Below are 26,135 nucleotides of genomic sequence, written 5' to 3' on the forward strand. Positions count from 1 at the left end.
GCGGAAGCGGCAAGCCGCGAGCGTTTCGCTTTCCCGCGTCGGGACTGAAGTCCCTCCCACAGTGCACCCGGCCCGCGGCTGCGCGCGTTTGTAGGAGCGGCTTCAGCCGCGACAAACGAGCCGGCGAACTGTTTGGCTCCGCAAGCGGACTCTCGGGGCTGAAGCCCCTCCTACAGTGCACTCGGCCAGCCTGCGACGCGTCCTTTAGAGGCGGTTTCGCCAAGACAAAGGCAGTGGGGGGATGGGTGATTTCGGCTGCTGTCGGGATTGAAGTCCCTCCCACAATGCGTCCAGCCCACTGCCGCGCGCTTTTGTAGGAGCGGCTTCAGCCGCGACGAACGAGCCGGCAAACTGGTTGGCTCCGCAAGTGAACTCTCGGGGCTGAAGCCCCTCCTACAGTGCACCAGGCTGGCTTTCTGCGCTTCTGCAGGAGAGGCTCCAACCGCGAATCTGCCAGCGAGATGGGTGGCCTCGGCCACCTTCAGGACTGAGGTCCGTTCGACAAACGCATCAGCCCACTGTTACGCGCCTTTGTAGGAGCGGCTTCAGCCGCGACAAACGAGCCGGCAAACTGGTTGGCTCCGCAAGCGGGCTCTCGGGGCTGAAGCCCCTCCTGCAGTGCACGCCGGCTGGCTCGCCGCAAGCGCTTGTGGGAGCGACTTCAGTCGCGACGAGCGCAGGCGGCAAACCCCGCGGCTCGAGCGCCAGCGACGCCATTGGCCACAAGCCAGCAAGCGGATTTCGAATCCCAAAAACAAAAACGCCTCCACGCGGGAGGCTGTCGAAAGCGGATGATCCTGGCTGGCGAGCGAAGGCGAGCGGGCGGAAGGATCGGGCGCAGCTGGCTGGCGTGAGGCTGGCGGGCTTGCTGCGGGACGCAGTTTAGCGAGTGCCGGCAATGCGCGATCAAACGCGAATCACTCGCATCTCGTTGCGGGATGAGCCAAAGAAACCCCTGCGCTCCGCCAGTGCCGTCTGCATCGCGGCCAGGCTGCCGCCGCCGCGCGCATGCGCGTAGACCGCGCCCAGCGCCGCGGACGTCACAGTTGGCGCTCGTGGCGTGGTCGCGATCGTCCGCGCAGCATCGCCGCGTGGACCTCAGTGGCGGGGCGTTGTCGCGGACGGCAGTGCCGACGCCGGTACGTTCGCCGGACCTGCGGCCGCTGCCTTGGCCTCGCCATCGGCATTGGGAACCGGCCTCGGTCCCGGCTGCGCATGGACCTTGCCGTTCGCAGCGGCCGTGCCGTCGGCAGTCGGTTCCGGCGCTGCTGCCGTTGGCGTCTCCGTGTTTGCCGGCGTCCCGGTTCCCGTCTCCGTCTCCGTTTCGGTCTCCGGCTCCGCCGCAGGTTCCGGATAGGGATACGCCGGCGCCGCGACCGGTTGCAGCTGTGCGCGCCAGCGCTGCAGCAATGGCGCGATCCGCGCGCCGACGTACAGCTGCGGGTACGACGGCGCTTCGCCCTCGGCGCGTTCGCGCGCGGTGATCTCGGCGCTGGCCAGGCGATAGCTCTCGACGAAGTCGCTGGTGCGCGCCAGCGCGTCGATCAGCCAGGCGCGGCCGAAATAGGTGGCGCTGGCGGTGTTGCCGCAGCCGAACGAGGGCCGGTCGCGGCGCGCGGCGGTGATGATCAGCGTGTCCGCGCTCTTCAGCGCCGGCACGAAGCCGCCCGAATAGCACGCCGACAGCACGATCACCCGGTTGCGGATGCCGGCGTCGTCGAGCAGTTCGCGCAGTTCCGCCGGCGCGATGGTGTCGTAGTCGGCGTCCTCGCCCGGGCCGAACTGCAGGTACAGCTCGTGCTGCTCGGTGCCGTGGCTGGTCAGGAACAGCAGCAGCGCGTCCTCGCGCCGGTCCATCAGCGCGCCGATCCGCTGCAGCGTCTCGGCCAGGTTGTCGTACGAGGCCTCCGGCGCATAGGCGTGGGCGTCGAGATTGTCGGCGTGGTTAATCAGGGTGACGATGCGCCCCGCCGCGCCGAAGCGCTGCGCGAACAGCTGGCGCAGGTACAGCGTCTCGTTGCGGAACACGTCCTCGCTGGCGTCGCCGGCGAAGCCGACCACGTACAGGTCGGTCACGCCCGGCCGCTGCGGCTGCAGTGCACGCAGCTGCACCTGCAGCAACGGATCCTGTCCGGGATCGGGCGTGGTGGACGCGGCCAGCGCGACCGGCGCCGCCGGCGACACCGCCGCGTGCGGGCCAGCGCCGCACAGCAGCAGGCCCGCGGCCAGCAGGTGCCGGTACGGACGGGAGCGCGGGCGGGAGGTGGCGGCCATGCGCAGATGATCGCGGCAAACTGCGGGCCCGGCAATCGCCAAGGCCGGAGTGCGGAAACCTGGACTCAGGAAGGTGCATGAAGTGCAGGAGAGCGATCGGTCCTGCCGATGCTCCACCGGTTTTGATTCGCGCTGCCATGGCGCAATCGGGTTCCTGCCCAAGCGACTACATGGATCATGGCCGCCTGGTCGCGGCCACCCGGCTCGCGTGCGTCAAGAAAAGACGGCAGCCGCCTGGACCAGCGCGGCTGCCGTGGAGAGAGCGCGACCCCATCGAAGCGCCGGGGCACCGGTGCCCCGGCAACGGGCGAGCGTTGTGCGGCACGTGGCCGAGCGACCAAGTGGACCATCGTCGCCTGGGCGCAACCAATCGGCACGCGCGTCAAGAAAAGACGGCAGCCGCCTGGATCAACGCGGCTGCCGTGGAGAGAGCGACCCCCATCGAAGCGGCGGGGCACCGATGCCCCAGCAACGGGCGAGCGTTGTGCATGCACGTGGCCGAGCGGCCAAGTGGACCATCGCGCCTGGTCGCGGCCAACCGGCCCGCGCGTCAAGAAAAAACGGCAGCCGCCTGGACCAGCGCGGCTGCCGTGGAGAGACCTGCCCCCGAGTCGAAGCGCCGGGGCGAGCGCTCAGAACTTCCAGTTCATGCCGAGATACAGCTGGCGGCCGGTGTAGGTATTCGACAGCAGGCGCGCCTCGCTGTCGTTGCCCAGGTGGATGCGCTGTTCGGACTTGGTCGCATTGAGCACCGACGCGGTCAGGGTCAGGGCCTCGGTGAAGTTGTAGGCGACGTTGAGGTCCAACTGATCGTAGGGTTCGGAGTATTCGGTCAGCCCGTTGTTGAGGCCGCCGACGACTTCGCCGCGCCGGTTGTACGAGGCGCGCGCCAGGAATTTCTGGTTCTCGTAGAACACGGTGACATTGGCCTGGTTCTTGGCGCTGCCGACCAGCGGCGAGGAGCCGATCGCCTGGCCGTCCAGCACGATCGCGGCCAGGTTGGTGTCGTTGTAGGTGTAGTTGGCCTGGACGCCCAGACCGAAACCGAAGGTGTACTGGCCGTACAGTTCCACGCCTTGCGAGACGCCGTCCTGCCCATTGGCCTCGGTTTCGTAGCGCTGCACGGTGACCGACTGGCCGCCGACCGTCATCTGCTGGTCGCGCACCACCGGCACGGTGAAGTTGTCCACGTTCTTGCGGAACAGCGCCACGCCGGCGACCGCGCCCGGGGTGAAGTACCACTCCAGGCCGATGTCGTACTGGGTCGCCTCGAACGGCTCCAGCCCCTTGTTGCTGCCCGAGCCGTGCCAGCCGGGGGTGTCGGTACCGCCGGCGACACGGCGGTCGTTGCTGTACTCGTCGCTGACGAAGCGCAGGCTGCCGGGGTAGGCGATGCTGGTGTAGCTCGGCCGCGCGATCACCTTGGACGCCGCGCCGCGCAGCACCAGGGTGTCGGTGATGTCCCAGGCGACGTTGAAGCTGGGCAGCACGTCGGTATACGTCTTCTCCATCGAGCTCAGCGCATAGGTCTTCTCGCGCGCCAGCGCATCGGGCAGGCGCACGAAGCCGCTCTGGCACACATAGCCGCTGCCGGAGCCGATCAGCGCGGCGGCGGCCGGATCGTTGCAGTCCATCGGCGCGCCGGCCGCGTTGTCCTGGAAATAGTCGTTGAACCGTTCCACCGAATCGCTAGATTCGGCGAACTGCTTGGTGCGCACCACGCGCACGCCGAGGTTGCCGCGCAGGCGCTCGGTGCGGAAGTTGGCCTGGAAGTAGCCGGAGAAGATCTTCTCGTCGACGTTGTAGACGAAGTCGTCCTCGCGGCGGTTGTGCGAGCCGCCGTAGCGGTCGTTGAGGTAGTCGATGTAGGCCGGGTAGTCGATGCCCGGAAACACGTTGGCATTGAAACCGCCGCGGATGTTGTCGATCGGGCTGGAGCGGAAGAAGCCGGGCTGGGCCACGCCGGCGCTGGGGTCGCAACCGGACTGGTAGCGGTTGTTGTCGTAGTCGGCCGGATCGGTGCCCTGGCACACCCAGTAGGTGTTGCCGGTGTTGCGGTGCACCTGGCCGTCGCGGTACTTGGCGCCGAACTGGATCGAATCCAGCCAGCCGTTTTCGAACAGCTTGCTGATGTCGGCCTGGAAGTAGTTCTGCTTGATGCTGGTCTGCATCCACGACGAATCGGTCGAACCGGTATCGATCTCGGCGATGCCCGCCATCAGCTGGTCCTGCAGGTTTGGCGAGAACGTCGCGCTCGGCGTGCCGGTGAGGTCCCAGGCGCTGTAGGCGTTGCCGGATTGCCACACGCCATCGACCTGCCGGCGCGGCTTGGCCGCCATCCGGAAGCTCATCGACGGGCCACCGTCGGACCAGGTGCGGCCGCCGGTGAACGAGGCCTTCCACAGCGGGCTGATGTCCCAGTCGATCGACAGGTCCGCGGTCTGCGACAGCGCCTTCTCGCGGCTGTAGGTGCCGGTGAGCTGCGGGGTGGGGATGGTGCAGTCGTCCGGTCCCCAGCCGCCCGGCGCCAGGCCGGCGGCGGCCGCCTGATCCTCGCTGCAGTAGTAGGTCTTGCCGGCCAGTTTTTCGTACTGCGCGCCGGTGACGATGCTGCCGCTGGGATCGAAGCTGAGCCCGTTGAGCAGGCGCCCGCCGGCCCAGTTGCCGTCGCCGTTGAAGCGCGCCAGGTTCCACTCCGGAATCTTCAGCATGTTCTGGGTGTAGTTGCCCTGCAGCTCGAAGCGGAAGTAGTTGGCGGTCAGGGTCAGGTTGTCGAGCGGCTTGAACTGGAACGTGAACTGCCCGCCCTTGCGTTCGCGCTGTTCGTCGCGCACCGCGAAGTTGACCGAGGTGGGCAGGAAGAACTCGCTGTAGTTGCGCCCGTTCTGATCGTTGAAGCCGGACTGGCCCCACCAGTAGTGGATGCCGTCTTGGGTCAGCGGATTGCCGTGGGCATCGACCGCGTCGGTGCCGGCGCCGTACCACTGGTAGTCTTCGGTGCTCGCCTCCATGCTGCGGTTTGTGCGCTTTTGCTGGGTCACGCCGACCAGCACGCCGAAGCGTTCGTCCTTGCTGTGCCAGGAGTACAGCGCCGACAGCTGCGGATCGACGTCGTGGCTGGTGTCGGACGAGGTGCCCTCGACGTTCACGTAGCCGGAGTTGGCTTCCATGTCGAGCGGGCGGCGGGTGTGCAGGATCACCGTGCCGCCGATGCCGCCTTCGTCGATGCGCGCTTCCGGCGACTTGAACAACTCCGCGCTGGACAGCATGTTCGACGGCAGCAGGGTGTAGTTGAACGAGCGCGTGGCTTCGTCGTTGGTTTCCGAGGTGGCGACGTAGTTGCCGTTCAACTGGGTCAGGGTCAGGTCCGGCGCCAGGCCGCGCACGCTCACGCTCTTGCCTTCGCCGCCATCGCGGGTGATGACCACGCCCGGCACGCGCTGCAGCGCGTCGGCCACGTTCTTGTCGGGGAACTTGCCCACGTCCTCGGCGGTGATCACTTCGACCACGGCGTTGGCGTCGCGCTTCTGCTGCAGGCTCTTTTCGATGGCGTAGCGGTAGCCGGTGACGTTGACGCTGTCGAGCGTGGTCGCGTCGGGCGACGGCGTGGCGGCCGGCGCGGTGGCCTGTTGCGCGGACGCGCCGGTCGGCGCCAGCGCGGCGGCCAGGGCGAAGCCGATGGCGGTGGACAGCGCGTGGCGGCCCTGCATGCGTGAAGTCTGTTTCATTCCCCTCTCTCCTCTCTCCTGGATTGAACGGCGGCTTGCACGGTCTTAGTTTTTATCGATCCAAATCTGGGCGTTCGCGCTCCGCGACGATGTATCTGATGGGTTCGGCTGCGCCGGCGTCGCTGTGCTTCGGGCCGTGATCGAGCTTGAATCGATCTAAACGGCGCCAGATGTGTAACACGACGTGCCGGGACACGCATGCTGCCGCGCAATATGCGAATCCGAGGTGGAGCAGGGCGATTGGATGCTGCGCCGCAGAATGCGCCCGCCGAGATTCTCTTGTTTACTTGAATCGATCTAAATCTCCGGGGAGGCGAGCCTGCATGGGTGCTGCTGCGTTGGTCGGCTTGGGTTTTGCGGCGCGATGCAAGGTCGCGCGCCTCTCGGCGGGCGGTTCGCTGCCGCAGCGTCATCGGCCCATGGCAGCGCTCAATCCGCCACTGCCTGTCGCCGCCACCGCCGGGTCTCGGCACCGCCGGCTGGCCGGGCTGGCCTGCCTGCTGGCGCTGGCGTTCGCGCCGGCGCTGCAGGCCGCGCCGCAGGCGTTGGAACGCGAGGTCAACACCTTCATCGGCAGCAAGGACGACGGCAATACGTTCCCCGGCGCCTCGGCGCCGTTCGGCCTGATCCAGGTCAGCCCGATCGGCGAGCACTACGCCGGCTGGCGCTACGACGACCCCAAGATCCGCGGCTTCGGCCACTCGTTCCTGTCCGGTGCCGGGTGCTGGGAGCAGGGCGGCCAGGTGTCGGTGCTGCCGGTGACCGGACGCATCGGCCCCGGCGGCGATTTCGATACCGGCGACGCCAAGAGCTTCGACCACAAGCGCTACGCCTCGGCGTACAGCCACGACGGCGAAGTGGGGCAGGCCGGCTACTACAGGGTGCGGCTGACCGACTACGGCGGCATCGACGTCGAGGCCACCGCGCGCACCCGCGCCGCGGCCGAGCGCTACACCTTCCCGGCCGCGGCCGGCAGCGGCCACGTGCTGGTCAACCTCGGCCAGGCCAACGACCGGCACATGGTGATGGGTAGTGCGATCGAGGTGGTCGGCGACCGCGTGGTCGAGGGCAAGCTGGTGACCGACAGCTTCTGCGGCGGCCACCAATACACCACCTGGTTCCGCATCGAGTTCGACCGCCCGTTCAAGGCATTCGGCACCTGGGGCGAGGCCGGCGGCGTGCCCGGCGCCCGCCACGGCATGGAAGGCGAGCTCAAGCCGAGCGGGGCCTGGCTCAGCTTCGATCTGGGCGAGGGCCGCGCGGTGACCGCGGTCAGCGCGATCTCGCACGTGGATGCCGAAGGCGCGCGCGCCAACCTGCGCGCCGACGGCAGGCAAGGCGACAGCCTGCTGGGCTTCGAGCGGATGCGGCAGCTGGCGCAGCGGCAGTGGCGGCAGGAACTGGCCTCGGTGCGCCTGCGCGGCGGCAGCGGCGACGACCGCACCGTGTTCTACACCGCGCTGTACCACGCGCTGCTGCAGCCACTGACCGGCAGCGACGCCGACGGCCGCTATCGCGGCTACGACGATGCCATCCATCGCGCCGACGGCTGGACCTATTACGAGTACTTCTCGCTGTGGGACACTTACCGCGCGCACAACCAATGGCTGGCGCTGACCCGGCCGCAGATCGCGCGCGACATCGCCCGCAGCGTGCTGGCGATCGACGAGCAGGGCGGCTGGTTGCCGCGCTGGGGCTACGCCAACTTCGAAACCAATGTGATGACCGGCGATCCGGTGACGCCGTTCCTGGTCGACCTGTGGCGCGCCGACGCGCTTGCCGGGCGCGAAGAGGCGGCCTATGCCGCGCTGCGCAGGAATGCCTTCGGCATCCCGCCGCTGAACTCGCGCCACGCCGGGCGCTCGGGCAATCCGAGCTACCTGGCTAACGGCTTCGTGCAGTACGACCGCGCGTTCCCGTCCAAGGGCATGGACGTGGATCCGCACCACGGCGGCTCGGCCACGCTCGAATACGCGCTGGCCGACTGCGCGCTGGCGCAGATGGCCGACGGGCTGGGCCACGCCGACGACGCCGGCGTGCTGCGCGAACGCGGGCGCAACTGGCGCAAGGTGTGGGACCCGCAGGTGCGCGATGCGCAGGGCGGCTTCGACGGCTTCCCGCGGCCGCGCATGGAAGACGGCACGTGGTACACGCCGGCCGACGGCCGCTACAGCCCGCGCTCGCATCACGGCTTCCACGAGGGGACCGGCTGGCAATACCAGTGGCTGGTGCAGCAGGACGTGCCCGGCCTGGTCCAGGCGATGCATGGCCGCGAACAGGCCGGGCGCCGGCTGGATGCGTTCTTCGCCTACGACGCGCTGCTTCAGGCGCCGCTGACCGCCGCGCGCAAGGAGTGGGTGGTCGGGCCGTACAGCTACTACAACCAGTTCCGCTACAACCCGAACAACGAGCCGGACCTGCACGCGCCGTGGATGTACACGCTGATCGGCCAGCCGTGGAAAACGGCGACCGTGCTGCGTGCGGCGCAGCAGTTGTTCACCAATGCGCCCAACGGCGTCACCGGCAACGACGACCTGGGCACGATGTCGGCCTGGTACCTGTTCAGCGCGCTCGGCCTGTACCCGGCGGTGCCGGGCAGCGGCCAGTTCCTGCTGCACACGCCGCGCTTCGCGCGCGCCGAGGTCGATCTCGGCGCGGGCAAGACGTTGACCGTGACCGCGCCCGGCGCCGATGGCCGCCAACTGCAGTACATCCAGCAGGTGCGGGTCGATGGCCGCGCGCATGCGCCGGTGTGGCTGGACTGGGCACATCTGCGCCAGGGCGGCGACATCGCCTTCGCGCTCGGCGCGCGCGCGCCGCAGACCGGCTGGGGCACGCACGCCGACGCGTTGCCGGCCTCGTTCTGCGCCACGCCCGGCGCGACGCTGGAATGAGCGGCGCGCGTGCCGGCCTGCGGCAACCGCGGCGCGGCACCGGCGCGCAACGCCGGCGGTTCGATCGTTTAGGCTTGCCCCATGCCGAAGAGTCCTGTCGACCCGATGAACGACAACACCCCTCCCGCCGGCAAGGGCGCTCGCGCGGTCACCGTGACCGACATCGCCAATGCGATCGGCGTATCGCGTGCGACCGTCTCGCTGGTCCTGCGCGGCAGCCCGCTGGTGAACGTGCACACGCGCGCACGGGTGGAAGCGGAATTGCAGCGCCAGCGCTACGTCTACAACCGCGGTGCGGCCAACCTGCGCCGCCGCACCTCCTCCAGCGTGGCGCTGGTGATCAACGACCTGTCCAATCCGTTCTTCGCCGAATTCGCCGCCGGCGTGGACGAGGCGCTGGGCGGCAAGGGCTATGTGACCCTGCTCGGCAGCACCGGCGAATCGCCGCAGCGCCAGCAGGCGGTGCTGGCCACGTTGATGGAGCACACCCCGGCCGGCCTGATCCTGTCGCCGGCCGAAGGCAGCGACACCGCGCAACTGCGGCAGGTGCTGGGCCAGGCGAACGTGCTGCTGTTCAACCGCGAACTGGCCGGCGCCGAGTGGGATTTCCTCACCCTGGACAACCAGCAGGGCGCCTACCTGGCCACCCGCCATCTGCTCGAACGCGGGCACCGGCGCATCGCCTTCTTCGGCGGCCATGCCGCCTCCAGTTCCTGCGACCAGCGCCGCCGCGGCTATGCGCAGGCGCTGCAGGAGGCCGGCATGCCGCTGCAGCCGGAGTGGATGATCGAATCGGCGCCCAGCCGCCTGGATGCCGCTGCGCGGACCGGCGAGCTGTTCGCGCAAACCGCCGTGCCGACCGCGGCGGTCTGCTACAACGACAGCGTCGCGCTGGGCCTGATGCTGGGCCTGGCCCGGCGCGGGGTGCAGCCGGGGCGCGCGTTCGCGGTCACCGGGTTCGACGACATCTCCGAGGCCGCGGTGGCTTCGCCGTCGCTGACCACGCTGACCGTGGATCCGCGCGCGCGCGGGCGGCAGGCGGCGGAGCTGCTGCTGCAGCGCCTGGAGCATCCGCAGGCCGCGCCGCAGCGCACCGTCGCGCCGGTGCGGCTGTGCATCCGCGAGAGCAGCGGCGCTCCCGCCGCCTGAGATCGGCCCCACCGGCGCGAACGCTGCGCGCGTCGCGCCGCGGTTCCCGCGCCGCGCCTGTCGACAGACGCCACAGGCCGCAGCCGCGGCGCTGCGCGGAAATCTGCACCGCTGTGCCCGCACTGCGCCGCAGCCGCGACCGGCGTCGCGCTGCCCACACCGTTTTCCACCCGAGGACCCGACCATGACGATGCGAGCCATTCCCTTTGCCTCCCTGGCCAGCGCCCTGTTGCTGGCATCGTCCGCCTGCGCCAGCGCTGCACCGCCGGCGCGCGAGGCGGCGTCGGCCACGTCCGCCGCCGCGCTCGCGCCGGTGCCCGCGGTGGACGACAAGGAAGCCGCGCGCCTGGCCGAGCAGGTCCGCGAACAGACCCGCCACGCGTGGCAGGGCTACATGCGCTACGCCAAGGGCCACGACGATCTCAAGCCGATCAGCGGCACGCCGCACGACTGGTACCAGGCGCCGCTGCTGATGTCGCCGGTGGATGCGCTGGATACGCTGCTGCTGCTCGGCCTGGACAAGGAAGCGGCCGAAGCGCGCGAGCTGATCGTCACCCAGCTCTCGTTCGACCGCGACATGGATGTGCAGAACTTCGAGATCACCATCCGCCTGCTCGGCGGGCTGCTCTCGGCCCACCAGATGACCGGCGATGCGCGCTTGCTTGCCCTGGCCGAGGACCTGGGCAAGCGCCTGTTGCCGGTGTTCGACAGCCCGACCGGCCTGCCGTACACCCACGTCAACCTGCGTACCGGCAAAGTGAGCGGTACGGTCAGCAACCCGGCCGAGACCGGCACGCTGCTGCTGGAGTTCGGCACGCTGAGCAAGCTGACCGGTAACCCGGTGTACTACGACAAGGCCAAGCGCGCGCTGGTGGAAACCTTCAACCGGCGTTCCAAGGTCGGGCTGGTCGGCTTGAACATCGACGTGGAGACCGGCAAGTGGACCAATCCGGACAGCTCCATCGCCGGCGGCATCGATTCGTACTACGAGTACCTGCTCAAGTGCTGGAAGCTGTTCGACGATCCGGACTGCAAGCGCATGTGGGAGCAGAGCATCGGTCCGGTCAACGCGCACCTGGCCGACGAGGTACGTGAAGGCGAGCTGTGGTACGGCCACGCCGACATGTACACCGGCAAGCGCACGCGCACCGTCTACGGCGCGCTCGACGCCTTCATGCCGGGCATGCTCGCGCTCGGCGGCGACCTGCAGCGGGCCAAGCGCTTGCAGGAGTCGGGGCTGAAGATGTGGCGGCTGCACGGCATCGAGCCCGAATCGCTGGACTACGCCACGATGAAGGTCGGTTCGCCCGGCTACGCGCTGCGCCCGGAGATCGTCGAATCGGCGTACTACCTGTACCGCTACACCGGCGATGCGCGCTACCGCGGCATGGGCAAGGTGTTCTTCGAGGACTTCGTGCGCCACACGCGCACCGAGCACGGGTTCGCCGCATTGCAGGACGTGCGCAGCAAGCAGAAGAAGGACTCGATGGAGAGCTTCCTGTTCGCCGAGACCTTCAAGTACTACTACCTGCTGTTCGCGCCGGCCAGCGCGCTGCAGTTCGACCGCGTGGTGTTCAACACCGAGGCGCACCCGCTGCGGCGGACCTGGTAGGCGCCGCGGCGCAGCAGGCCGCTGGTCTGCGCGCCGTGTGGCGTGCTTGGGAGCGCATGGCGGCCGCGCGTGAGCCGCCAGCCGCTCATTGGCTAGATCCGCCGGCCGCGCAGCGCTCGGCTCAGAGCGCGATCTGCTGGAAATTCTCCGCGCGCGCGTGGCCGTGCGTGGCTTGCCCGGTACGCGGCTGCGGGTAGTCCTCCAGGCGGTCGAGCAGGCGCGTCTGCAGCCCGGCGTCGCGCGCGGCGTCCAGCTCTTCGACCACGTCGGACAGGAACACGATCTGCGCGGCGGGCACGCCGATCGCGGCGACGATGTTGCGGTAGCTGTCGGCCTCGCGCTTGCCGCCGATCTCGGTGTCGAACCAGCCCGAGACCAGCCCGGTCAGGTCGCCGGCTTCGCTATAGCCGAAGAACTGCTTCTGCGCCGGCACCGAACCGGACGAGTACACGTACAGCGGCATGCCGGCCGCATGCCAGGCCTGCAGCAACGCCGCCACTTCCGGATAGAAGTGCGCGCGGTAGTCGCCGTCGCGGTAGCCGGTTTCCCAGATCATGCCCTGCAGCGCCTTCAGCGCGGTGTGCTTGCGGTCCTGGTCGATCCAGCCCTGCAAGGTCTCCACGATCACCTCGTCGCTGCAGATGCCGCCGCATTCGGTCGCCACCGCGTCCAGCCACTGCCGCACCTGCGGCTGCTGGCCGTGTTCGCGCACGAAGCCGGGCAGGGCGCGGCGCGCATAGGGAAACAGCACGTCCTTGACGAAGGAGATGCTGCTGGTGGTGCCTTCGATGTCGGTCAGAATCACCCGGGATTCGCTCATCGCTCAGGTCGCCTCGCCGCGCAGCGCCGCTTCGTAGCGCGGGAAGCGCTGGGCGATGTCGGTGCCGGTGAAATGGCCGACCCAGCCGTCCGGCTCGGTGAAGAAGCGGATCGCGACGAAGCGCGGCTCCGGGCCCATGTCGAACCAGTGGTGGGTGCCGTCCGGCACCGCGATCAGGTCGTTCTGCACGCATTCGATCTCGTAGACCTTGCCGTCCACGTGCAGGGTGAACAGGCCCGAGCCGGCGACGAAGAAGCGCACTTCGTCCTCCTTGTGGAAATGCTCCTCGAGGAACTTCCTGCGCATCTCCTCGCGCTGCGGGTGGTCCGGGGCGATGCTGACCACGTCCACGGTCTTGAAGCCGTGCGCGGCCACCAGCCGGTCGATGTCGCTCTTGTAGGCGGCCATCACCGCTTCCGGGGTGGCGCCGGCCTCGATCGGCTGGTCGGCCTGCCAGCGCTCGAAGGTGACGCCGATCGTGCGCAGCTCGGCGGCGATCGCGTCGCCATCGCGGCTGTCGAACAGCGGCGCGTCGGGAGTGGTTTCGGCGAAGATACGGAGTCGGCTCATGGCGGCGGGCGAGGGCGTCGTGGAGGGAGGAAAAGGGTAGCAGCTGGCGGGTAAGCCGCCGTTGCGGCGCTGGAACGCTGTCGCGCGGGCGCCGCGCTTGGGAAACGGCTCAGCCGGTTGCGCGCAGCTTGCGCAGTTCCAGCTCGCAATGCAGCAGGAACTCGATGGCTTCCAGGTGGCGGCGCGCCTCGGCCATGTCGCGGCCCCAGGCGTACAGGCCGTGGCCGTCGATCAGGTAGCCCCACAGCGGGGCGCGGTCGAGCAGCGCGTCCACCTGCGCGGCCAGCACGGTCATGTCCTGGGTGTTGGCGAACACCGGCAGGTCCACCGCAGTCTCGTGGGTCTGGTTGCCGTGCAGCGCCTTCAGCAACTCGTAGCCTTCCAGGCGCACATGGCCGGCGCCGGCGTACAGCCGCGAGGCGATGGTCTGCACCGGCGAGTGCGTGTGCAGCACGCAGCCGACCTCCGGGAAGCGGCGGTACAGCTGGGTGTGCAGCAGGGTCTCGGCCGAGGGCCGGTGCTCGCTGCCGACGGCCTTGCCGTCGAAGTCCACCACCATGATGTCGGCTTCGACCAGCCGGCCCTTGTCGCGGCCGGACACGGTGATCGCGGCATGCGCCGCGTCGAGCCGGTGCGAGAAATTGCTGCTGGTGGCCGGGGTCCAGCCGGCCGTCGACAGTTCGCGGATGTTGCCGATCAGCAGCTGGGCCAGCGTGCGCAGGCGTTCGGTATCGTAGGGCTGTGCGTTCATGCCCCTATTCTAGCGAGGCTGTGTGGCACGCAGACGGCTGTGGCGGAAGCCGTAGCCGAAATAGATGAGCAGGCCGAGCACGGTCCAGCCGCCCATCAGCAGCCAGTTGTGCGCGGTCATCGCCGACAGCAGCGCCATGCAGCTGAGTACGCCGGCGATGCAGATCGGCCAGACGAACGGGATGCGGAACGGGCGCGGCAGGTCCGGCTGGGTGCGGCGCAGGATCAGCACTCCGGCGCAGACCGCGGCGAAGGCGATCAGCGTGCCCATCGAGGTCAGCTCGCCGAGCACGTCCAGCGGGAACAGCGCCGCCAGCAGCGCGATGCCGATACCGGTGATCACCGTATTGACGTGCGGGGTGCGGTATTTGGGGTGGATCTTGGTGAACACCGGCGGCAGCAGCCCGTCGCGGGCGATGATCATGAAGATCCGCGGCTGGCCGATGATCATCACCAGCACCACCGAGGACAGGCCGATCAGCGCGCCGATCTCCACCACCACCCGCAGCCAGGCCAGCTGCGGGTGCGCGCCCACCGCGGTCACCACCGGCTCGTCGGTGCCCAACTGGGTGTAGGGCACCAGCCCGGTCATCACCGCGGCCATGGCGATGTACAGCACGGTGCAGATCACCAGCGACAGGATCATGCCGATCGGCAGGTCGCGCTGCGGCCGGTGCGATTCCTGCGCCGCCACCGACACCGCCTCGAAGCCGATGTAGGCGAAGAACACCATCGCCGCGCCGCGCAGCACGCCTTCCATGCCGTACTTGCCCGGGCCTTCGTTGGCCGGGATGAACGGGTGCCAGTTGGCGGTGTCCACGTACTTCCAGCCCACCGCGATCACCAGCAGGATCAGCCCGGTCTTCAGCACCACCATCGCCATGTTCATCGCCGAGGACTTGCGGATGCCGACGTAGCACAGCCAGGTCAGCAGCAGCACGATGCCGGCCGCGGGCAGGTTGGCGATGGCGCCGGTGCGCTGCAGCTTGCCGTCCAGCGGCGCGTTGACCAGCGCCGCAGGCAGATGGATGCCGAAATGGTCGAGCAGGCTCAGGAAATAGCCGGTCCAGCTCACCGCCACCGCCGAGGCCGACACGCCGTATTCCAGCACCAGCATCCAGCCGATGAACCAGGCCGCCAGTTCGCCGAAGGTGGCGTAGGTGTAGGTGTAGGCGCTGCCGGAGACCGGCACCATCGCCGCGAATTCGGCATAGGCCAGCGCGCAGAACGCGCAGCACAGCGCGGCCAGCACGAACGAGAGCATGATCGCCGGGCCGGCGTGGTTGGCCGCGGCCTGCCCGGTGATGACGAAGATGCCGCCGCCGATCACCGCGCCGATGCCTAGCGCGGTCAGGCCCCAGGGGCCGAGCGCGCGCTGCAGGCCCAGGCCGCCGGCGTCCTCGTGGGCGGCGTGGGGGTGTTTGGTGGCCCAGAGTTGTTTGAGCATGGAGCGGTTCCAGCCTGGCGCTGCGCGCGATGGACGAAGAGAAGAAGGTGCGAACGCGCAGACCGGCGCTAGGCGCCGGTCTGCGGGGACGGATCAGGCCTTGGTGGCCAGGCGGCTGTGGCGGATGCCGTAGCCGAAATAGATGAACAGGCCGATCACGGTCCAGCCGACGAACACCTTCCAGTGCTCCTGGAACGCCTGGAAGAACAGGAACAGGCAGGCCAGCGCGCCGAGCGGACAGATCACCATCGCCAGCGGCACCCGGAACGGGCGCGGCAGGTCGGGCTTGGTGAAGCGCAGCACCATCACCCCGATGCAGACCGTGGCGAAGGCGAGCAGGGTGCCCATCGACACCAGTTCGCCGAGCACGTCCAGCGGGATCAGCCCGGCCAGTAGCGCGGCGACCACGCCGACGAAGATGGTGCCGACGTAGGGCGTGTGGAACTTGCGGTGGACCTTGCCGAACAGCTTCGGCAGCAGGCCGTCGCGGGCCATGGTGTAGAAGATGCGCGGCTGCGCCATCAGCATCACCAGCACCACCGAGGACAGGCCGGCGATGGCGCCGATCTCCACCGCGGTCTTCAGCCAGGCCAGGCTCGGATAGTGTTCCAGCGCGGTGGCGACCGGCTTGGCGGTGCCGAGCTGGGTATAGGGCAGTAGGCCGGTCAGCACCGCGCAGACGATGATGTAGATGACCGTGCACACCGCCAGCGACACCAGGATGCCGATCGGCATGTTGCGCTGCGGGTCCTTGGTTTCGCCGGCGGAGGTGGAGACCGCATCGAAGCCGATGTAGGAAAAGAACACGATCGAGGCGGCGCGGAAGATGCCGCTCCAGCCGAACTCGCCCGGTCCGGTGTTCTCGGGGATGAACGGGTGCCAGTTGGCCGGATCGACGTGGGACACGCCGAAACCGACGAACAGGCAGATCACCAGGACCTTGATCGCCACCACGATGGCGTTGGCGAACGCCGACTGAGTGACGCCGACGTAGCACAGCGCGCTGACCGCGACCACGATCAGCACCGCCGGCAGGTTGACGATGCTGCCAGAGGCGACGAAGGTGTCGCCGTTCCAGGCCAGTGGCGCGCCGGCCAGTTCCGCCGGGAACGGCAGCCCCAGGGTGCCGGTCAGGAAACTGATCAGGTAGGCCGACCAGCCGACCGCGACGCTGGAGCCGGCGAACAGGTATTCCAGCACCAGGCACCAACCGATGAACCAGGCCACGCCTTCGCCCAGGGTGGTGTAGGAGTAGGAGTAGGCGCTGCCGGAGACCGGCATCATCGCCGCGAACTCGGCGTAGCACAGGCCGGCGAAGGCGCAGGCGATGCCTGCGAACACGAACGACAGCATCACCGCCGGGCCGGCGTGGTTGGCCGCGGCCTGGCCGGTCAGCACGAAGATGCCCGCGCCGATCACCGCGCCGATGCCGAGCATGATCAGGTGCTTGGCGGTGAGGGTCCGTTTCAGCGTGGCTTCGCCTTCCAGGCTGCCTTCGAACGGTTCGCCGGCATCGACGTGCCCGGCCGGTTCGATCGGCTTGACCCTCAACAGAGACTTCAGCATGCGGTGGATCCCCTGGGTGGCGATCGGGGCTGTCGTGCCCCGGTAAAGATGGTGCGCTAGGCCCAAGTGGGCCACGCAAGCGTCGTACCATGCCAAAGCCGGACCGCTGCCACAAGCCGCGCTGCACCGTCGGCGGCGATAATGGCCGCCCCCGATCGCGAGAACCCCCCATGCCGGACCTCTCCCTGCGCCGCCAGTTGCAGGCCTATGCCGCCCGTTGGCCGCAGGAGGCCGCCGTTGCCGCGCAATTCCTGGCCTTGCTGGACGACGCGCACGACCCCTTCGTGCGTGCGCGCCTGGACGGCCACTTCACCGGTTCGGCCTGGCTGGTCAGCGCCGACGGCGCGCGCACCCTGCTGACCCACCACCGCAAGCTGCAGCGCTGGCTGCAGCTGGGCGGGCATGCCGACGGCGACCGCGACCTGGCGCTGGTGGCGCTGAAGGAAGCCGAGGAGGAGTCGGGGCTGCCCGGGCTGGCCTTGGAGGACGGCGAACTGTTCGACCTGGACCGGCACTGGATCCCCGAGCGCAAGGAGGTGCCCGGGCACTGGCACTTCGACGCGCGCTACGTGGTCCGCGCCGGCGCCGACGAGACGTTCGCGGTCAGCGCCGAATCGCTGGCCCTGGCCTGGCGTTCGATCGCCGAGCTGCTGGCCGAGCCGGACCTGGATCCGTCGTTGCGGCGGATGGCCGGCAAGTGGGTGGCGCGCAGCGCCAGCTGATGCGCCGGTGACAAACGCTGCCCGGGCGCTGCGCGCGCGCCGCCGGCTGGGCGGGCATGGCGGGATTGGGTACCCTTGGGCGCCCGTTGCCTGTCCATGCCCATGTCCCGCACCGCTGCTTCGTTCACCTATCGCCTGGCGTTCCGCCCGGTCGACGACCGGATGGATTCGGCCGAACTGGCGCGCACCGTGCAGCGTGCGCTGCTGGCATTGAGCGGGCCGCCGCATGGCGTGGCGATCGTCAGCCTGCAGCGCCCGCCGCGCGAAGACAGCGGCGGCCTGTACATGGAGGCGGTCACCACCGGCCCGGAGCGCTGGTACCTGAAGGCCGACGACTATCTGTTGAGCGAAGGGTTGCGCGGCGAGTTGCAGCCCTGAGGGGCCGGGATTTGGGATTTGGGATTGGGGATTCGCAAGAGCGTATGCCGCGTGATCCACTTTACCGCGCTTGATTCAAGCCTTCGCACCCGCGCGCGTTTGCGCCGCGGCCGCAAACTCTCCAAGCCAGATCGCAGTCGGAGAAATGACTCGCCAGCGCCGCGGCTTTTGCCAATCCCGAATCCCGACTCCCAATCCCCGTCAGTAGAGAACCCGCGTCCGCAACGTCCCCGCAATCTGCCCCAGCTCGTCCTTCAGTACGCCGGCCAGTTCCTCGCTGGCGGCCACGTCGATCACCACGTAGCCGACCTTGGGGTCGGTGCGCAGGAACTGGCCGTCGATGTTGACGTTGTGGCGCGAGAACAGTTCGTTGATCTGCGACAGCACGCCCGGCACGTTGCGGTGGATGTGCAGCAGGCGCAGGCTCTCGGCGTGCTCGGGCAGGGTCACTTCGGGGAAGTTCACCGCCGACAGGGTGCTGCCGTTGTCGCTGTAGCGCACCAGCTTCGCGGCCACCTCTACGCCGATGTTGTCCTGCGCTTCCAGCGTGCTGCCGCCCACGTGCGGGGTCAGGATCACGTTGTCGTGCGCGGCCAGCGGCGATTCGAACAGGTCGCCGTTGCCCTTGGGCTCGACCGGGAACACGTCCACCGCCGCGCCGCCGATGTGGCCGGAGGTCAGCGCCGCGTCGAGTGCGGCGATGTCGATCACGATGCCGCGCGAGGCGTTGATCAGGTGCGCGCCCGGCTTCATCTGCGCGATCTGCGCCGCACCGATCATGTCCTTGGTCGCCGCCGTTTCCGGCACGTGCAGGGTCACCACGTCCGAACGCGCCAGCAGGTCGTCCAGGTCGGTCGCCGCGCGCGCGTTGCCCAGCGACAGCTTGGCCTCGATGTCGTGGAAGATCACCTGCATGCCCAGCGATTCGGCCAGCACGCCGACCTGGGTGCCGATGTGGCCGTAGCCGACGATGCCCAGCACCTTGCCGCGGGTCTCGTGGCTGCCGGCGGCCGACTTCGACCAGCCGCCGCGGTGGCATTCGGCATTCTTCTGCGGAATGCCGCGCAACAGCAGGATCGCCTCGGCGATGACCAGCTCGGCGACGCTGCGGGTATTGGAGTAGGGCGCGTTGAACACCGGGATGCCGGCCAGTTCGGCCGCGTCCAGGTCCACCTGGTTGGTGCCGATGCAGAAGCAGCCGACCGCGATCAGGCGCTTGGCCTGCGCCAGCACTTCGGCGCTGAGCTGGGTGCGCGAGCGGATGCCGACGATGTGCGCCTCGGCGATGCGCGCCTTCAGTTCCTCTTCCGGCAGCGACTTGGCGTGCAGTTCGATCTGCGAATAGCCGGCGGCGCGGAACACGTCGATGGCGGTCTGGCTGATGCCTTCGAGCAGCAGCACGCGGATATCCTGCTTCGGAAACGAGGTTTTCTTGGGCGACATTGCGGCAACGGTGCGATGGCGAGAGGGCGGTCACTATGCCAGATGCGTCCGCGCTTTGGTGCGCCGCAATAGGATGCCGGGATGGCGTAGACGCAACGCTGGCGAAGGTTTCAGATGCATCTGTTCGGGACCCTGGACCCTGGACTCGGGACTCGGGACTCGGGACTCGTAGGGTACGTGGGCTGACAGTGTTGCCTGGCTTCATGCAGGTGGCCCCGCCTTTCCGAGTCCCCAGTCCCGAGACCCGAGTCCCGTGCCCAACTAGACGCCGCCCCCCAACGCTGGCACGCTTGAACGCTTGCCTTCGCCCCGACCTCTGAGCCGATGACCGACCCGCGCCTGGATGCCCTTACGCACGCCGTTCCCGGCTTGCGCCTGAAGACCGATCCCGCCGACCTGGAGCACTACGGCCGCGACTGGACCCGGCGCTGGACGCCGGCGCCGCTGGCGATCGCGCTGCCGGCGACGGTGCAGGAGGTGCAGGCGGTGCTGCGCTGGGCCAACGACCATGCGGTGGCGGTGGTGCCCTCTGGCGGCCGCACCGGCCTGTCCGGCGGCGCGGTGGCCGCGCACGGCGAACTGGTGCTGAGCCTGGAGCGGATGAACAAGGCGCTGGCGTTCGATGCGGTCGATCGCACCCTCACCGTGCAGGCCGGCATGGCGCTGGAGGCGGTGCACAACGCGGCGCGCGAGCATGGGCTGGTGTACCCGGTGGACTTCGCCGCGCGCGGCTCGTGTTCGATCGGCGGCAACATCGCCACCAATGCCGGCGGCATCCGCGTGATCCGCTACGGCAATACCCGCGAATGGATCGCCGGGCTCAAGGTGGTGACCGGCAGCGGCGAGCTGCTCGAGCTCAACCGCGGGCTGATCAAGAATTCCAGCGGCTACGATTTCCGCCAGTTGCTGATCGGTTCGGAAGGCACTCTCGGCATCGTCGTGGAGGCTACGCTGCGGCTGACCGACCCGCCGCCGCCGAGCAACGTGATGCTGCTGGCGCTGCCTTCGTTCGAAGTGCTGATGCAGGTGTTCGCCGCGTTCCGCGGCCGGCTGCAGCTGGAGGCGTTCGAATTCTTCACCGACCGCGCGCTGCAGCACGTGCTGGCGCATGGCGCGCAGGCGCCGTTCGACACGGTCTATCCGTACTATGTGGTCACCGAGTACGCCAGCGGCGACGAGGCGCAGGAAGCCGCGGCGCTGGCCGCGTTCGAGGCGTGCATGGAGCAGGGCTGGGTGCTGGACGGGGTGATCAGCCAGAGCGATGCGCAGGCGGCGCAGCTGTGGCGCCTGCGCGAAGGCATCACCGAGGCGCTGGCGCGCTACAAGCCGTACAAGAACGACGTGTCGGTGCGGATCTCGGCGATGCCGGCGTTCCTGGCGCAGACCCAGGCGTTGCTCGGCGCGGCCTACCCGCAGTTCGACGTGGTCTGGTTCGGCCATATCGGCGACGGCAACCTGCACATCAACGTGCTCAAGCCCGACGCCACCGCCGACGCCGATTTCATCGCCGCCTGCGAGCAGGTCACCAAGCTGCTGGCGCAGGTGCTGGCCGAGCATGGCGGCAGCATCTCCGCCGAACACGGCATCGGCCTGGTCAAGAAGCCGTATCTGGACAGCACCCGCAGCGTCGAGGAAATCGCGCTGATGCGCGCGGTCAAGCGCGTGTTCGACCCGGCCGGGCTGCTCAACCCGGGCAAGCTGTTCGATCCCTGAACCGCGCGCGCCGTGCAGCCTTGCGCGCGGCTTCGATGCTCGCGCTCGCGCTGGCAGCCGGCTAGGCTATGCCGACGCGGCCACGGCCGCGCTTCTTCCCTGATCCGTTGGAACCGATGCGATGAACCGAGTGACCGCGCGCTGCGCCTTGTTGTTGATCCTGACCCTCCCCGCGTTAGCGCAGGCTTCCAGTTTCGCCGGCAGTTCCGCCGGTTCGGCCTCGGCCGGCTCTGCCGGCAGCTCGGCGTCCTCGGACAGCAGCTCTGGCGACGACAAGCTGGTGCTACAGGCGCGCGACGACGCGGCCGGCTTCGTCGCCAGCGCCGGCCGCATCCGCGGCGCGCAGCTGGAAGCGGCGCTGCGCGTGCTGCGCGAGCGCAACCCGCAGGCGCAGCAGGCCAGCGACCTGCAACTGGCGCAGGCCATCCTGGCGCTGTGAGACCGCGCCGGCCGCTGCGCCGGCTGGCGTGGCTGGCGCTGCTGTGGCTGGCCTGCGCAGGGCCCGCGCAGGCCTTGCAGTTGCAGGTGGATGCGAGTGGCCTGAGCGCGCCCGAGCGCGCGGCCAGCCAGGCGCTGCTCGATGCGGCGCTGCCGAAGCTGCCGCCGGCCTGGGCCGCGGCGATCGATGCGCCGCTGGCGCTGCAATGGCGCGACGACCTGCCGGCGCAGGTGCACGGCAGGGCGCAGGCGCGGCGACTGCTGTTGAACAAGGCGTTGCTGCGCGCATGGATGGCGCGTCCTGCTGCAGGTGGCGATGACGGCGCCGGCGCGGCGACGCGGCCGGCGATCGCCGCGCTGCTGCACGAACTGGCGCATTTCTACGATCGCTCCGCGGCGGGCCGGCTGTCGTCGGATCCACGCCTGCTGGATCTGGCAGGCTGGCAGGTCAGCCCGATGCGGCTGGGCCTGCGCGTGAGCGACAACGCCTTCAGCGAGCGCAGCCCGGACCGGTACGAACTGGCGTCGCCGGCGGAATTCGTCGCGGTCAATCTGGAGCATTTCCTGCTCGATCCGGACTACGCGTGCCGGCGCCCGGCGCTGGCGCGATATTTCGCCCAGCGCCTGCACTGGTCGCCGCCGGCGTCGGCCTGCGCCCCCGGTCTGGTCTATCTGCAGGATCCGCTGGCCGACGAGGCGGCGCTGCTGCAGTTGGATCCGGCGCGGGTCTACGCCGTGGACTACCTGCTGGCCGAAGGCAATGCGCAGCCGATGAGCCATTGGGGCCACAGCATGCTGCGGCTGGTGATCTGCGCGCCGGGGCGCCCGCCCGGTCCGGACTGCCGCCTGGACCTGGCGTATCACAAGGTGCTGTCGTTCCGCGCCTTCGTCGACGATGTGCAGATCTCCAGCGTGCGCGGCCTGGTCGGCTCGTATCCGTCGCGGCTGTTCGTGCTGCCGCTGCGCCAGGTGGTGGACGAATACACCCAGGTGCAGCTGCGCGGGCTGCAGTCGATTCCGCTGCGGCTGGCGCCGGACGAGATCGCCGCATTGCTTGAACGCGCCGCGCAGCTGCACTGGAGCTACGACGGCCGTTACTACTTCCTCAGCAACAACTGCGCGGTGGAGACCTACAAGCTGCTGCACGACGGCATGCCGCGGCTGGCCGGCGCGCGCCTGGCCGGGATCAGCCCGACCGGCCTGCTGCGGCGCCTGGCCCGCGCCGGCATCGCCGACACTCGGGTGCTGGACGATGCCGACGCCGCGGCGCGCCAGGGCTACTACTTCGTACCGGCGAGTGCGCACTACGCGGCGATGTTCGCGGTCGCACGCGCGCAACTGGCGCTGCCGGCGCGCACCGCGCACGCCTGGCTGGACCTGCCGGCGGCGCAGCGCGCGCCGTGGCTGCAGCGCGGCGACCTGCGCGCCAGCGCCGCCTTGCTGCTGCTGGAGAATGCCGCGCGCCGGCGCCAGGAGCAGCGCGGGCGCGATGTGTTGAAACGACGCTACTTGGCCGGGCCGCGGGTGCCAGTGCCGCATGCTGGCAATGCCGCTGTCGATGCCGGCGCCGGCGCCGGCGTCGAGGCCCATGCCAACGCCAATGCTGCCCCCACTTCGGGTGCCGCCGCCACGGTCACGGACGCGGCCGCTGCCGAAACCCAGGGGGCGGCAGCAGCCGTCCGTGCGCTGCTGGCGCAGCAAGGACTGTTGAGCCAACCGTCGACGCTGCTGCAGGGCCAGCCCGGCTATGGGCTGCCACAGGCGCAGGAGCGCGACTGGCTGCAGCGCCAGGGGCAGGCGCGGATCGACGCGTTGCACAGCGACGGCGCCGCGTTGCAGGCGCGGCTGCACGCCTTGCTGCCGCCACCGCTGCGCGCGGAACTGCAGCAGATCGACGCGAGCCTGGGCGCGCTGGGCGTGCGTCTGCGCGAACTCAATCGCGACGGCGGCGGGTTGCAGCTGGTGTCGCCGTCGGTGTTGCAGCCTGCGGCGGAGAAATGACGGCTCCGTTCGTCGCGACTGAAGTCGCTCCCACAAAGGGCTTGCGGCGGGCTGGCTGGGTGCACGGATAGGAATGGCTTTAGCCCCGGCCGAATCCGAGACCGGCAGGTGTGCCGCTTCGTTCGTCGCGGCTGAAGCCGCTCCTACCAAGGCTTGCAGCGAACCGACTGGGTGCACTGTAGGAGGGGCTTCAGCCCCGACCGAATCCGAGACCGGCAGGTGTGCTGCTCCGTTCGTCGCGGCTGAAGCCGCTCCTACCAAGGCGTGCAGCGAACCGACTGGGTGCACTGTAGGAGGGGCTTCAGCCCCGACCGAATCCATGGCCGGCGGGTGTGCTGCTCCGTTCGTCGCAACTGAAGTCGCTCCCACAACGGCGCGCGGCGGGGCGGCTGGGTGCACTGTGGGAGGGACTTCAGTCCCGACTGCTGCCGACGCTGGGAAGCTCGATAGCTTCGTTCGTCGCGGCTGAAGCCGCTCCTGCAAGGGCTTGCAGCGAACCGCCTGGCTGCACTGTAGAAAGGGCTTCAACTCCAGCCCTTTCCGAAGCCGGCCGCCGCCGCTACGGCAGGTCGAGGCCGGCGTCCTCGCCGTAGCGGTTCAACCAGGCGGTGCGCGCCGGGTCCTGGCGGTACTGCGCGCGCAGTTTGGTCCAGGCCGCTTCGTTACCGTCGCAGTACTTCGCGATCGCCCGTTCCAGTTCGCGGCGGCGCGCCGCGTCGTAGGGCTCTTCGCCGGCGAAGTGGTTGCAGACGTCCTGGCGCGCGACGAACGCGCGCACGTCCTGCGGCAAGGCGCAGAAGCCGGCGTGATGCTCGGGATCCACGTCGGCGGGAATGGCGCAGGCGGCCTTGGCCGCCGGCGCGCCAGCCGGTGCGGCCGCGGCGGCGCCGGACATCAGGCCTGGCAGCGTCAGCAGCGCCGCCAGGGCGAACTGGCGGGGTGTGTGCATGCGCTCAGTCCGCACGCCCGGCGAATTCGCCGGTGGTGGTGTTGACCAGCACGCGCTCGCCGTTGCCGATGTACTCCGGCACCATGATCTCCAGTCCGGTATTGAGCTTGGCCGGCTTCGGCCGCTTGGTCGCGGTGCCGCCCTTCAGCTCCGGCGGGGTCTCCACCACTTCCAGGGTCACGCTCTGCGGCAGCTGCACCGCCACCGGCTGGTCGTCGATGACCTGCACGTAGATGCCGGTCAGGCCCTCGGTGATGTAGCCTGCGTCGTCGCCGATCACGTCGGCATCGAGCGTGTACGGGGTGTAGTCCTCGTCGTCCAGGAACACGAACGCGTCGCCGTCCTTGTACGAGAAGGTGGCCTGGTGGCGGGTCAGTTCGACCTCGCGCAGGTCGTCGTCGCCGTCGAAGCTGGCGTCGAGCTTGTTGCCGCCCGGCACGCTGTACATCACGAAGCGGAAGCGCACGTTGCCGCCGCGGCCCTGCGGCGAGCTGCGTTCGATGTCGCGGATCTGATAGACGCCGTTGTTGTACTCGACGACGTTGCCTTTCTTGATTTCGTTGGCTTTCATGGGTTTGGAGCCGGGATTGGGGATTGGAGATTCGGGATTGGTAAAGAGCAGGGCGGGGGGCGAAGGGGGCGGGGCGCTTTACGAATCCCCAATCCCGAATCACGAATCCCGGTTACTTGGGCGCCAAGCGTACCGCGCCGTCGAGACGAATGACCTCGCCGTTGAGATAGCGGTTGCGCAGCAGGAACATCACCGTGTCGGCGAATTCCTCCGGGCGGCCGAGTCGCGGCGGGAACGGGATCGACGCGGCCAGCGACTGCTGCACCACCTCGGGCATGCCGTCCACCATCGGGGTCCAGAAGATGCCAGGGGCGACGGTGTTGACGCGGATGCCGAAGCGCGCCAGTTCGCGTGCCATCGGCAGGGTCATCGCCACCACGCCGCCCTTGGACGCGGCATAGGCGGCCTGGCCGATCTGGCCTTCGTAGGCGGCGACGCTGGCGGTGTTGACGATCGCGCCGCGCTCGCCGTCCTCGCCCGGCGCGTTGTGCTGCATCAGGTCGGCGGCGGCCTTGGCGACGTTGAAGCTGCCGACCAGGTTGACCATCACCGTGCCCTGGAACGTGGCCAGCGCCATCGGCGCTTCCTTGCCGAGCACTCGGCCGGCGCCGAGGATGCCGGCGCAGTTGATCGCGGCGTTGAGCCCGCCGAGGAAGTCGCGCGCGGCGCCGAGCTGCGACGCGACCTGCGCCTCGTCGCTGACGTCGGTGCGGAAATAGCGCGCCTGCGCTGCGCCGAGCGCGGCGACCGCGGCCGCGCCCTTGTCGTCGTTGAGGTCGAACAGCGCGACCTTGCCGCCCTCGGCGACGATGCGCTGCGCGACCGCCAGGCCGAGTCCGGAAACGCCGCCGGTGACCACCGCGCGGATATCGGCAAGCTGCATTGGGTGTTCCCTCCCAGGAAAGGGCGCATTTTAGCTGACGCGCCTGAAGGCGGGCGACCGGGACCGGGGACCAGGGACCCGAAGAAGGTTTCTCGGGAAGGCCTCGTTGTTACCAGCGCTGTTGGCACGGTCGAGCGGAGCAAGCGTGCTGCTCGGTTCGGCGTTGGCGACCGCGCGAACCGGCTGGATCGCCTCGCTGTGCATGCACGGCGAATGGCGTGGGGCAC

The 26,135-nt window shown here is 69.1% G+C and carries 18 protein-coding genes and 1 pseudogene; 8 read left to right on the forward strand and 11 right to left on the reverse strand.

The window, feature by feature from the left end:
- Positions 1-1,098: 1,098 nt before the first annotated feature.
- Positions 1,099-2,274: a C13 family peptidase gene (locus J2Y70_RS07840; RefSeq protein ID WP_309915536.1), complete on the reverse strand. Its 1,176-nt coding sequence runs from the start codon at positions 2,272-2,274 to the stop codon at positions 1,099-1,101.
- 632 nt (positions 2,275-2,906) lie between these two features.
- Positions 2,907-6,002 carry a TonB-dependent receptor gene (locus J2Y70_RS07845; protein WP_309915539.1) on the reverse strand — a complete coding sequence of 1,032 codons (3,096 nt, stop codon included), beginning with the start codon at positions 6,000-6,002 and terminating at the stop codon, positions 2,907-2,909.
- A gap of 554 nt (positions 6,003-6,556) precedes the next feature.
- On the opposite strand from J2Y70_RS07845, the pseudogene J2Y70_RS07850 reads away from it, so the two are divergent.
- The 3 genes and pseudogenes from J2Y70_RS07850 to J2Y70_RS07860 form a co-directional block, all read left to right on the forward strand.
- Positions 6,557-8,896: pseudogene (locus J2Y70_RS07850) on the forward strand (GH92 family glycosyl hydrolase); the annotation flags it as partial.
- A 105-nt stretch (positions 8,897-9,001) separates the two neighbouring features.
- Positions 9,002-10,045, forward strand: a complete 1,044-nt coding sequence (locus J2Y70_RS07855) for a LacI family DNA-binding transcriptional regulator (protein WP_309916255.1) — start codon at positions 9,002-9,004, stop codon at positions 10,043-10,045.
- Positions 10,046-10,229: 184 nt separating this feature from the next.
- Complete coding sequence (locus J2Y70_RS07860; protein WP_309915542.1) at positions 10,230-11,657, forward strand: glycoside hydrolase family 47 protein; 1,428 nt, start codon at positions 10,230-10,232, stop codon at positions 11,655-11,657.
- A 121-nt stretch (positions 11,658-11,778) separates the two neighbouring features.
- On the opposite strand, the gene mtnC is transcribed toward J2Y70_RS07860, so the two are convergent.
- From mtnC to J2Y70_RS07885, 5 genes are all read right to left on the reverse strand, one after another.
- Positions 11,779-12,477 (reverse strand): acireductone synthase, encoded by a 699-nt coding sequence (gene mtnC, locus J2Y70_RS07865; protein WP_309915544.1) that lies wholly within the window; start codon positions 12,475-12,477, stop codon positions 11,779-11,781.
- Between the two features lie 3 nt (positions 12,478-12,480).
- Positions 12,481-13,047 carry an acireductone dioxygenase gene (locus J2Y70_RS07870; protein ID WP_309915547.1) on the reverse strand — a complete coding sequence of 189 codons (567 nt, stop codon included), beginning with the start codon at positions 13,045-13,047 and terminating at the stop codon, positions 12,481-12,483.
- Positions 13,048-13,156: 109 nt separating this feature from the next.
- Positions 13,157-13,798, reverse strand: coding sequence for a methylthioribulose 1-phosphate dehydratase (locus tag J2Y70_RS07875; RefSeq protein WP_263398171.1), 642 nt, complete (start codon positions 13,796-13,798; stop codon positions 13,157-13,159).
- A gap of 9 nt (positions 13,799-13,807) precedes the next feature.
- Complete coding sequence (locus J2Y70_RS07880; RefSeq protein ID WP_309915551.1) at positions 13,808-15,244, reverse strand: amino acid permease; 1,437 nt, start codon at positions 15,242-15,244, stop codon at positions 13,808-13,810.
- 93 nt (positions 15,245-15,337) lie between these two features.
- On the reverse strand, positions 15,338-16,810 hold the full coding sequence (locus J2Y70_RS07885) for an amino acid permease (RefSeq protein ID WP_263398173.1): 1,473 nt from the start codon (positions 16,808-16,810) through the stop codon (positions 15,338-15,340).
- A gap of 170 nt (positions 16,811-16,980) precedes the next feature.
- On the opposite strand from J2Y70_RS07885, the gene J2Y70_RS07890 reads away from it, so the two are divergent.
- Positions 16,981-17,532: an NUDIX hydrolase gene (locus J2Y70_RS07890; protein ID WP_309915555.1), complete on the forward strand. Its 552-nt coding sequence runs from the start codon at positions 16,981-16,983 to the stop codon at positions 17,530-17,532.
- Between the two features lie 96 nt (positions 17,533-17,628).
- Complete coding sequence (locus J2Y70_RS07895) at positions 17,629-17,910, forward strand: hypothetical protein (RefSeq protein ID WP_263398175.1); 282 nt, start codon at positions 17,629-17,631, stop codon at positions 17,908-17,910.
- A 201-nt stretch (positions 17,911-18,111) separates the two neighbouring features.
- Here the strand turns inward: J2Y70_RS07895 and serA are convergent, their stop codons facing one another.
- Positions 18,112-19,353, reverse strand: a complete 1,242-nt coding sequence (serA, locus tag J2Y70_RS07900) for a phosphoglycerate dehydrogenase (RefSeq protein ID WP_309915561.1) — start codon at positions 19,351-19,353, stop codon at positions 18,112-18,114.
- Between the two features lie 324 nt (positions 19,354-19,677).
- On the opposite strand from serA, the gene J2Y70_RS07905 reads away from it, so the two are divergent.
- The 3 genes from J2Y70_RS07905 to J2Y70_RS07915 all read left to right on the forward strand — a co-directional run bounded on the left by J2Y70_RS07905 (position 19,678) and on the right by J2Y70_RS07915 (position 23,505).
- Positions 19,678-21,066, forward strand: a complete 1,389-nt coding sequence (locus J2Y70_RS07905; RefSeq protein WP_309915564.1) for an FAD-binding oxidoreductase — start codon at positions 19,678-19,680, stop codon at positions 21,064-21,066.
- Positions 21,067-21,187: 121 nt separating this feature from the next.
- On the forward strand, positions 21,188-21,505 hold the full coding sequence (locus J2Y70_RS07910) for a DUF2388 domain-containing protein (protein ID WP_263398178.1): 318 nt from the start codon (positions 21,188-21,190) through the stop codon (positions 21,503-21,505).
- Positions 21,502-23,505: a DUF4105 domain-containing protein gene (locus J2Y70_RS07915; RefSeq protein ID WP_309915567.1), complete on the forward strand. Its 2,004-nt coding sequence runs from the start codon at positions 21,502-21,504 to the stop codon at positions 23,503-23,505. Before J2Y70_RS07910 ends, J2Y70_RS07915 begins: the two co-directional genes overlap by 4 nt.
- A 559-nt stretch (positions 23,506-24,064) precedes the next feature.
- Here the strand turns inward: J2Y70_RS07915 and J2Y70_RS07920 are convergent.
- The 3 genes from J2Y70_RS07920 to J2Y70_RS07930 form a co-directional block, all read right to left on the reverse strand.
- Complete coding sequence (locus J2Y70_RS07920) at positions 24,065-24,454, reverse strand: hypothetical protein (RefSeq protein ID WP_309915570.1); 390 nt, start codon at positions 24,452-24,454, stop codon at positions 24,065-24,067.
- A gap of 4 nt (positions 24,455-24,458) precedes the next feature.
- The gene (yeiP, locus tag J2Y70_RS07925) at positions 24,459-25,025 is read right to left on the reverse strand and encodes an elongation factor P-like protein YeiP (RefSeq protein ID WP_263398181.1); all 567 of its coding nucleotides are present in this window, start codon (positions 25,023-25,025) and stop codon (positions 24,459-24,461) included.
- A 112-nt stretch (positions 25,026-25,137) separates the two neighbouring features.
- Positions 25,138-25,908: an SDR family oxidoreductase gene (locus tag J2Y70_RS07930; RefSeq protein WP_309915573.1), complete on the reverse strand. Its 771-nt coding sequence runs from the start codon at positions 25,906-25,908 to the stop codon at positions 25,138-25,140.
- Between the last annotated feature and the right edge of the window lie 227 nt (positions 25,909-26,135).

Source organism: Xanthomonas sp. 1678 (assembly GCF_031455575.1).
Lineage (GTDB): Bacteria > Pseudomonadota > Gammaproteobacteria > Xanthomonadales > Xanthomonadaceae > Xanthomonas_A.

Bases quoted from the DNA above. Each gene is read 5' to 3' on its own strand.
- J2Y70_RS07890 (WP_309915555.1), top strand. From the start codon at position 16,981: ATGCCGGACCTCTCCCTGCGCCGCCAGTTGCAGGCCTATGCCGCCCGT.
- J2Y70_RS07920 (WP_309915570.1), bottom strand. From the start codon at position 24,454: ATGCACACACCCCGCCAGTTCGCCCTGGCGGCGCTGCTGACGCTGCCA.
- serA (WP_309915561.1), bottom strand. From the start codon at position 19,353: ATGTCGCCCAAGAAAACCTCGTTTCCGAAGCAGGATATCCGCGTGCTG.
- J2Y70_RS07910 (WP_263398178.1), top strand. From the start codon at position 21,188: ATGAACCGAGTGACCGCGCGCTGCGCCTTGTTGTTGATCCTGACCCTC.
- J2Y70_RS07855 (WP_309916255.1), top strand. From the start codon at position 9,002: ATGAACGACAACACCCCTCCCGCCGGCAAGGGCGCTCGCGCGGTCACC.
- yeiP (WP_263398181.1), bottom strand. From the start codon at position 25,025: ATGAAAGCCAACGAAATCAAGAAAGGCAACGTCGTCGAGTACAACAAC.
- J2Y70_RS07930 (WP_309915573.1), bottom strand. From the start codon at position 25,908: ATGCAGCTTGCCGATATCCGCGCGGTGGTCACCGGCGGCGTTTCCGGA.
- J2Y70_RS07860 (WP_309915542.1), top strand. From the start codon at position 10,230: ATGACGATGCGAGCCATTCCCTTTGCCTCCCTGGCCAGCGCCCTGTTG.
- J2Y70_RS07870 (WP_309915547.1), bottom strand. From the start codon at position 13,047: ATGAGCCGACTCCGTATCTTCGCCGAAACCACTCCCGACGCGCCGCTG.
- J2Y70_RS07895 (WP_263398175.1), top strand. From the start codon at position 17,629: ATGCCCATGTCCCGCACCGCTGCTTCGTTCACCTATCGCCTGGCGTTC.
- mtnC (WP_309915544.1), bottom strand. From the start codon at position 12,477: ATGAGCGAATCCCGGGTGATTCTGACCGACATCGAAGGCACCACCAGC.
- J2Y70_RS07880 (WP_309915551.1), bottom strand. From the start codon at position 15,244: ATGCTCAAACAACTCTGGGCCACCAAACACCCCCACGCCGCCCACGAG.
- J2Y70_RS07840 (WP_309915536.1), bottom strand. From the start codon at position 2,274: ATGGCCGCCACCTCCCGCCCGCGCTCCCGTCCGTACCGGCACCTGCTG.
- J2Y70_RS07845 (WP_309915539.1), bottom strand. From the start codon at position 6,002: ATGAAACAGACTTCACGCATGCAGGGCCGCCACGCGCTGTCCACCGCC.
- J2Y70_RS07875 (WP_263398171.1), bottom strand. From the start codon at position 13,798: ATGAACGCACAGCCCTACGATACCGAACGCCTGCGCACGCTGGCCCAG.
- J2Y70_RS07885 (WP_263398173.1), bottom strand. From the start codon at position 16,810: ATGCTGAAGTCTCTGTTGAGGGTCAAGCCGATCGAACCGGCCGGGCAC.
- J2Y70_RS07905 (WP_309915564.1), top strand. From the start codon at position 19,678: ATGACCGACCCGCGCCTGGATGCCCTTACGCACGCCGTTCCCGGCTTG.